Origin of the sequence: Streptomyces murinus (assembly GCF_002154555.1) — a bacterium.
Taxonomy (GTDB): domain Bacteria; phylum Actinomycetota; class Actinomycetes; order Streptomycetales; family Streptomycetaceae; genus Streptomyces; species Streptomyces murinus.
In genome coordinates this window covers 1-5,213 of the sequence record NZ_MUNF01000197.1, presented here as the reverse complement: position 1 = coordinate 5,213, position 5,213 = coordinate 1, and the positions used below count along the sequence as shown (strand labels likewise).

The 5,213-nt window shown below is 70.8% G+C and carries 4 protein-coding genes and 1 pseudogene; 2 read left to right on the top strand and 3 right to left on the bottom strand.

Going from position 1 to position 5,213, the window contains the following annotated elements:
* Together CCN72_RS38995 and CCN72_RS14005 are read right to left on the bottom strand one after the other, a co-directional pair.
* Positions 1-753 (bottom strand): annotated as a pseudogene (locus CCN72_RS38995) (Rne/Rng family ribonuclease); the annotation flags it as partial.
* Between the two features lie 262 nt (positions 754-1,015).
* The gene (locus tag CCN72_RS14005; RefSeq protein ID WP_086807814.1) at positions 1,016-1,792 is read right to left on the bottom strand and encodes a TIGR03936 family radical SAM-associated protein; all 777 of its coding nucleotides are present in this window, start codon (positions 1,790-1,792) and stop codon (positions 1,016-1,018) included.
* A 167-nt stretch (positions 1,793-1,959) separates the two neighbouring features.
* Between CCN72_RS14005 and CCN72_RS14000 the strand changes: the two genes are divergently transcribed.
* A complete protein-coding gene (locus CCN72_RS14000) occupies positions 1,960-2,919 on the top strand; it encodes a YhjD/YihY/BrkB family envelope integrity protein (RefSeq protein WP_244174218.1) in 960 nt (319 codons plus the stop codon).
* An 81-nt stretch (positions 2,920-3,000) separates the two neighbouring features.
* Here CCN72_RS14000 and CCN72_RS13995 read toward each other — a convergent pair whose 3' ends face one another.
* Positions 3,001-3,696 (bottom strand): phage antirepressor KilAC domain-containing protein, encoded by a 696-nt coding sequence (locus CCN72_RS13995; RefSeq protein ID WP_086807813.1) that lies wholly within the window; start codon positions 3,694-3,696, stop codon positions 3,001-3,003.
* Between the two features lie 888 nt (positions 3,697-4,584).
* Between CCN72_RS13995 and CCN72_RS13990 the strand changes: the two genes are divergently transcribed.
* Complete coding sequence (locus CCN72_RS13990; protein ID WP_086807812.1) at positions 4,585-5,193, top strand: FTR1 family iron permease; 609 nt, start codon at positions 4,585-4,587, stop codon at positions 5,191-5,193.
* Positions 5,194-5,213 lie beyond the last annotated feature (20 nt).

Below are 5,213 nucleotides of genomic sequence, written 5' to 3'. Positions count from 1 at the left end.
GGCGGCGGTCGGCGGCACGACGGTGTCCGCCTGCTCGACGGCCTCCGCCACCTCGGCGGCGGCGGGCGCACCGGCGGGCGCCGCCGCACGACGCGTGGCACGACGGCGGGGACGCGCGGCGGGCGCCTCCTCGACCGGCTCGGCCTCGGCGGCCGGGGTCTCTGCGGCCTCGGCAGTGGGTTCGACGGTCTCGGTGACCTCGGCGGCGGGCGCGGCGGCACGACGGGCGGCACGGCGGCGCGGACGCGCGGCGGGCGCCTCGTCCTCGGCCGCGGGCTCGGTGGCGGTCTCGGCCGGGGTCTCGGCGGCGCTGGCCGCCTCCGCGGTCGGCGTCGCGACGCTGCGGGTGGCGCGGCGGCGGGTGCGCCGCGGTGCGGCCTCCTCGCCCACGACGACCTCGCCGCCCTCGGTGACCTCCGCGGCGGCCGGTGCGACGGTCTCCGCGGGCTCGACGGCCTCGGCGGCGGGTGTCCCGGCGGGCGCCGAGGCGCGACGTGCGGCACGGCGGCGCGGACGCGCGGCCGGTGCGGCTTCCTCGGCCGCCTGCGGGGCCTGGGCCCCGGCGGCGGTCTCCGCCGTCTCCTCGGTGTCCTCCGCGGCCGGTATGGCCGGGACGGTGACCTCGGCGGGCACCTCCGCCGCGACGGGCGGACCCGCGGGGCGGGAGGCGGCACGGCGACGCCTGCGCGGCGGCAGGGTGTCGCTCGGTGTGTTCAGTTCGGAACCCTCGATGGGTTCGGTCGGCTCAAGCATGCGGGCGTTTCTCCCGTCAGGCTCCCGGGCGCCGCGCCTGGTTCCGGCACCGGCCCGAAGGGGCCGTCCACCGGTGACGTCCGCGGCCCGCGCGATGCGCGATGGCCGCCGTCCGGGGCGCGGGCGCCGCACGGGAGCACTCTGTGTCCTGTCTCGCCGGTTCCGTACGCCTTGTCGGTACGGCCTGGCGAAAGTCTTCTGGTCGGTGCGCTGCCCGACCCAGGTGGCTCCCGAGTACAAGGGCGGCGCTACGGCGTGCGTCCTACGCGGGACCTTCCGGCGCCGGCACCGTCGCGGCGGCAGCCGGTACGGCCGTTGGGGCCGTGGCTGCCTCGCGGTCGGGCGCGAGCGGGTCGGTCACCGTGCCGGTCTCTTCATCGAACAGCCCCTGCGCCAGCCTGGTCACCGCTGCCGGGACCGGCGGCGCCAGGTCGGCCACGGCGCGGAGACCGGACAGGACGTCGTCGGGTCGTACGGCAGGCGTCACGTGCCGAACAACCAGCCGCAGTATCGCACAGGGCTGGTCGGTCGGCCCATCAGCCGGTGCGCCGTGCGCCTGAAGGCTCGCCACGGCCGGGCGGGCGTCGAAGGTGCGCACACCGTTCTTGGCCATGCGCTGCACCTCGACGGACCCGGCCCCGTTGAAGGCCTCGACCGCGCGTTCGGCGTCGGCCGGATCGACTCCGGTGAGCCTGAGCTCCCAGACGGAGGCCGTCAGCCGGTCGGCGAGACCCGAGGTGTGCGCCTCGACCGCGTCGACGATGTCGAGCCCGGTGGGCAGCGACTCGTCGAGGAGGACGCGCAGTTTCTCGGGGTCGCGCGACGCGGTGAGCGCGATCTCCAGGTACTCCGCCTCACTGCCGGTGCCGGTGGGTGCGGCATTGGCATACGACACCTTCGGGTGCGGCGTGAATCCGGCCGAGTAAGCCATGGGCACCTCGGCGCGGCGCAGCGCACGCTCGAAGGCGCGCTGGAAGTCTCGGTGGCTGGTGAACCTCAGGCGGCCGCGCTTGGTGTAGCGCAGTCGGATGCGCTGCACCGCGGGTGCGGGCGGCGGGCCTTCGGGCTGTCGCTTGCCCAGTGTCCCTGTCCTTCGTGAGAGCGGTCGTACTCCTCTCAAGAGTACGTGCCACGGAGCTCCGGGGTTCCCGCCGTGTCGACCGGGAGCGGGACGGGCACGGACGGCTACCCTCCCTTTTGCTGACTTTGCCCCCTTCTGAACGATCCCCGGAGGGTACGACGGCGGAGAACCGCGGCCGGCGCCTGCTCAGGACCCTCACTTTCTGGCTGCGTCCTGCGTTCACGCTGCGGGTGCTGGGCCGCTTCCAGCGGGTCGCGGGCTTCGACCGTTCCATGGCCCTCGCCTCCAGCGCCCTGACCGCGCTGGTGCCGCTGGTGATCCTGGGCGCGGCAGTGCTGACCAGTGTCGGTTCGTACGACATCGCGCATCAGCTGATCACCCGGTACGGCCTGACCGAAGAGGGCGCGGCGGCGGTCGACGCGCTCTTCTCCCCCGAGCAGGAGCAGGTGGACGTCAGTGTCCTCGGCGTGCTGTTCCTCGCGGTGTCGGCGCTGAGCTTCACCCGGGCCCTGCAACGCCTGTTCGAGCAGACCTGGGAGCTCCGGTCCCTCAGTGTGCGCAACACCCGCAACGGGCTGGGCTGGCTGCTCTCCGGCGCGTGTTACATGGCGATCAGCGCCCTGATCCAGTCGCTGCCGAACGAGAGCCGGGCGCATCTGCTCAGCGCGGCGGTCGAGTTGCCGGTGACCGCGGTCTTCCTGGTCTGGACCGGCGTCCTGCTGTCCGCCCGCCGGATCGCCTGGCGCGATCTGATCCCCTTCGGCGTCACCGGCGCGGTGGCCATCGCGGTCTACTCCGTGGGCGCGACCCTCTATCTCCCGCACCTGTTCAACACCTCGGCGCAGCGCTACGGCGTCGTCGGCGCGGTGTTCGCGATGATCTCCGCCCTCTTCGCGGTCATGCTCTGCATCGTCGGCGCCTCGGTGATGGGCCGCGAGATCCGCGACGAACTGACCCGCATCTCCCACGGCGAACGCACCCCCGACGACGAGGTCCGCCGCCAATGGAACGACGTCGTCTCCCAAACCCGCTCCCGCTGGCGCTCGGTCCGCCGACAGGTGATCCGGCATCACACGGACGGCTGAGGAGACACCGCGGGCCCCCTCCCGTCTGCGGGGAAGGGGCCACTAGCGATTCTGTTGCGCCACGGCGCCTCTAGGAGGCGGTCAAGCCGCCGGCCTCATGACCCCTTGGAGCCGGTACACGAGCCAGTCCAGGCCCTTCGTGGTGAAGAAGGTCTGTTCCACCCAGCGCCCATCGGGTGTCTCCACGAACTTCACCTCCGCGCGAGCGGCCTTGGTGTGGCACTCGTACGGCACACGAGGGTTCTGCCGTTGCAGAAAGCGGATGTCGTCATGGCGCAGCAGTTCCATGAACTTCGTGCGCCCGAGGCCGCCTGTCACCTTGCTCAGAGCCTTTGCCGCGGCCGCCATGTCCATGAGGCCTTCCGAGTCGCAGAAGGCGTCCCACTTACCGGCCTTCGGCGCGGCGATCGCCAGCTCCCTCTTCGTCGAGACCAGTTCACGTGCGGCCACGACGTATCGCTCGGCAAGGGCCAGGATGCCCTCTGGGCTGGTGACATCGGCAGGCTGCTGCCCCGCTTCCGCTTCTCGCGTCCGTACGGCGAAGTACGTCTGCGCCGCCGCGATCCCGGGCTTGCGCGGGTCGCCGTTCATGGCGATCAGGTAGCAGGCGTAGCGGGTGAGCCGGTAGTCGGACACCGTCTGCCTGCCCCAGCGGCCGCCGTTGATCGCCTTCGAGGCGCCCCGGAAGTGATCGAGCGGATCGAGTCCGCTGTTCTCGGCCGCCGCGACGGCTCGCCTGATGACCGCCTCGAAGCGTTCCCACTTGTCGTAGCCCATGGGTATGTGAAGGTCGCGGGCGGACCAACACTCCCGACCACTATGGTCCGGGAGCATCAGTTGATCGAAAAGACTTCCCTGAGGGTTGCCTTCTTCTGGAGGCACGGTAGGGTCCACGTCGGACAAGGTCGAACTCCCTTGAACTCCAGGCTCGCGGCGGCTCCACCCGCACGTGAGCTGTCTGGCCGCCTTCGCTTCGAAGGCGGCCTTATGACATTCAGGCTACGGGACCTTCCTGACAGAGAGTCATCCTCTCGGCAGACACTGCGTGCCTGTGATTTCGGACGGAACCTGTGATTCCTTGGCGACTCCGCTGCTTGGCGCCCCGTCACGGCGTGCCACATCCGACCGGCTCGCTTGACCTGAGGCCCCTCTGATGTGACTGAGGTCTCCCCTGGGAGAGGGCGCTACGCGCGTCACCTGCGCGGGATGCGGGTGCGCACACCCCCGCACCACCGATCACCCAAAGTGAGCATCCCGATGCCCCTCCTCCGGCGGATATCGATGCCGCAACCCACAAAAGGCCATCTTCCCCTTCGTTTCGAAGGTCAAGCAGCCTCCGCACCGGTGCCCAGTCGATGGGCCAAGGCGTCCGAGGCCTTCGCCGTGGCGTAGAGGGAGGCGGCGAGGGCGAGGGTTGCACGGAGGTGTCGTCGGCCGCGTCCGAGGCCCCCTTGAGGGCTGGACGGACGGTGGTCGCGAAGGTGACGAGACCGCCGATGGAACCGGTCAGGCCGACGGAGAACTTCGGGCCGTTCGCGGGCCATGCACCGCCCCGGCCCCCCGCCGCAGCGTCATTACTTACCCTTTAGGTAAGGCTAACCTTACCTTGCATGAGTGGGGCTTACTCTCAGACACGTTCGAGCGCTGTCCGGAAGGAATGTCCCTGTGATCCCCACTCTTGTGATCGGGCTGCGGGAGGGCCTTGAGGCGTCGCTCATCGTCGGCATCATCGCCGCCTTCCTCGCCGGCGCCGGCCGTCGCGACGCCCTGCGCCAGGTGTGGATCGGTGTGGTCGCCGCGGTCCTGCTGTGCCTGGCGATCGGGATCGGGCTGATCACGCTCTCCCGTGAGCTGCCGCAGCGTCAGCAGGAGGGGCTGGAGACCGTGATCGGCGCGTTCGCCGTCGTCATGGTCACCTTCATGATCCTGTGGATGAACCGCCACGCCCGCGGCATGAAGAAGGAACTGGAGGGCCAGGCCGCCCACGCGCTGGCCCAGGGATCCGCCCGGGCCCTCGTGGCCATGGCCTTCCTCGCCGTACTGCGCGAGGGCTTCGAGACCGCGGTGTTCCTCATCTCCGTGATCCAGAACAGCACCAGCGTCACGAGCGGCACCACCGGCGCGCTGATCGGCATCCTGATCGCGGTCGTGATCGGCTACGGCATCTACCGCGGCGGACTGCGCCTCAACCTCGGCCGGTTCTTCAAGGTCACCGGCCTGGTCCTGGTCCTTGTCGCGGCCGGCCTCATGGGCGGTGTGCATGACCGCCCATGAGGCCGGCCGCGACAAGGACC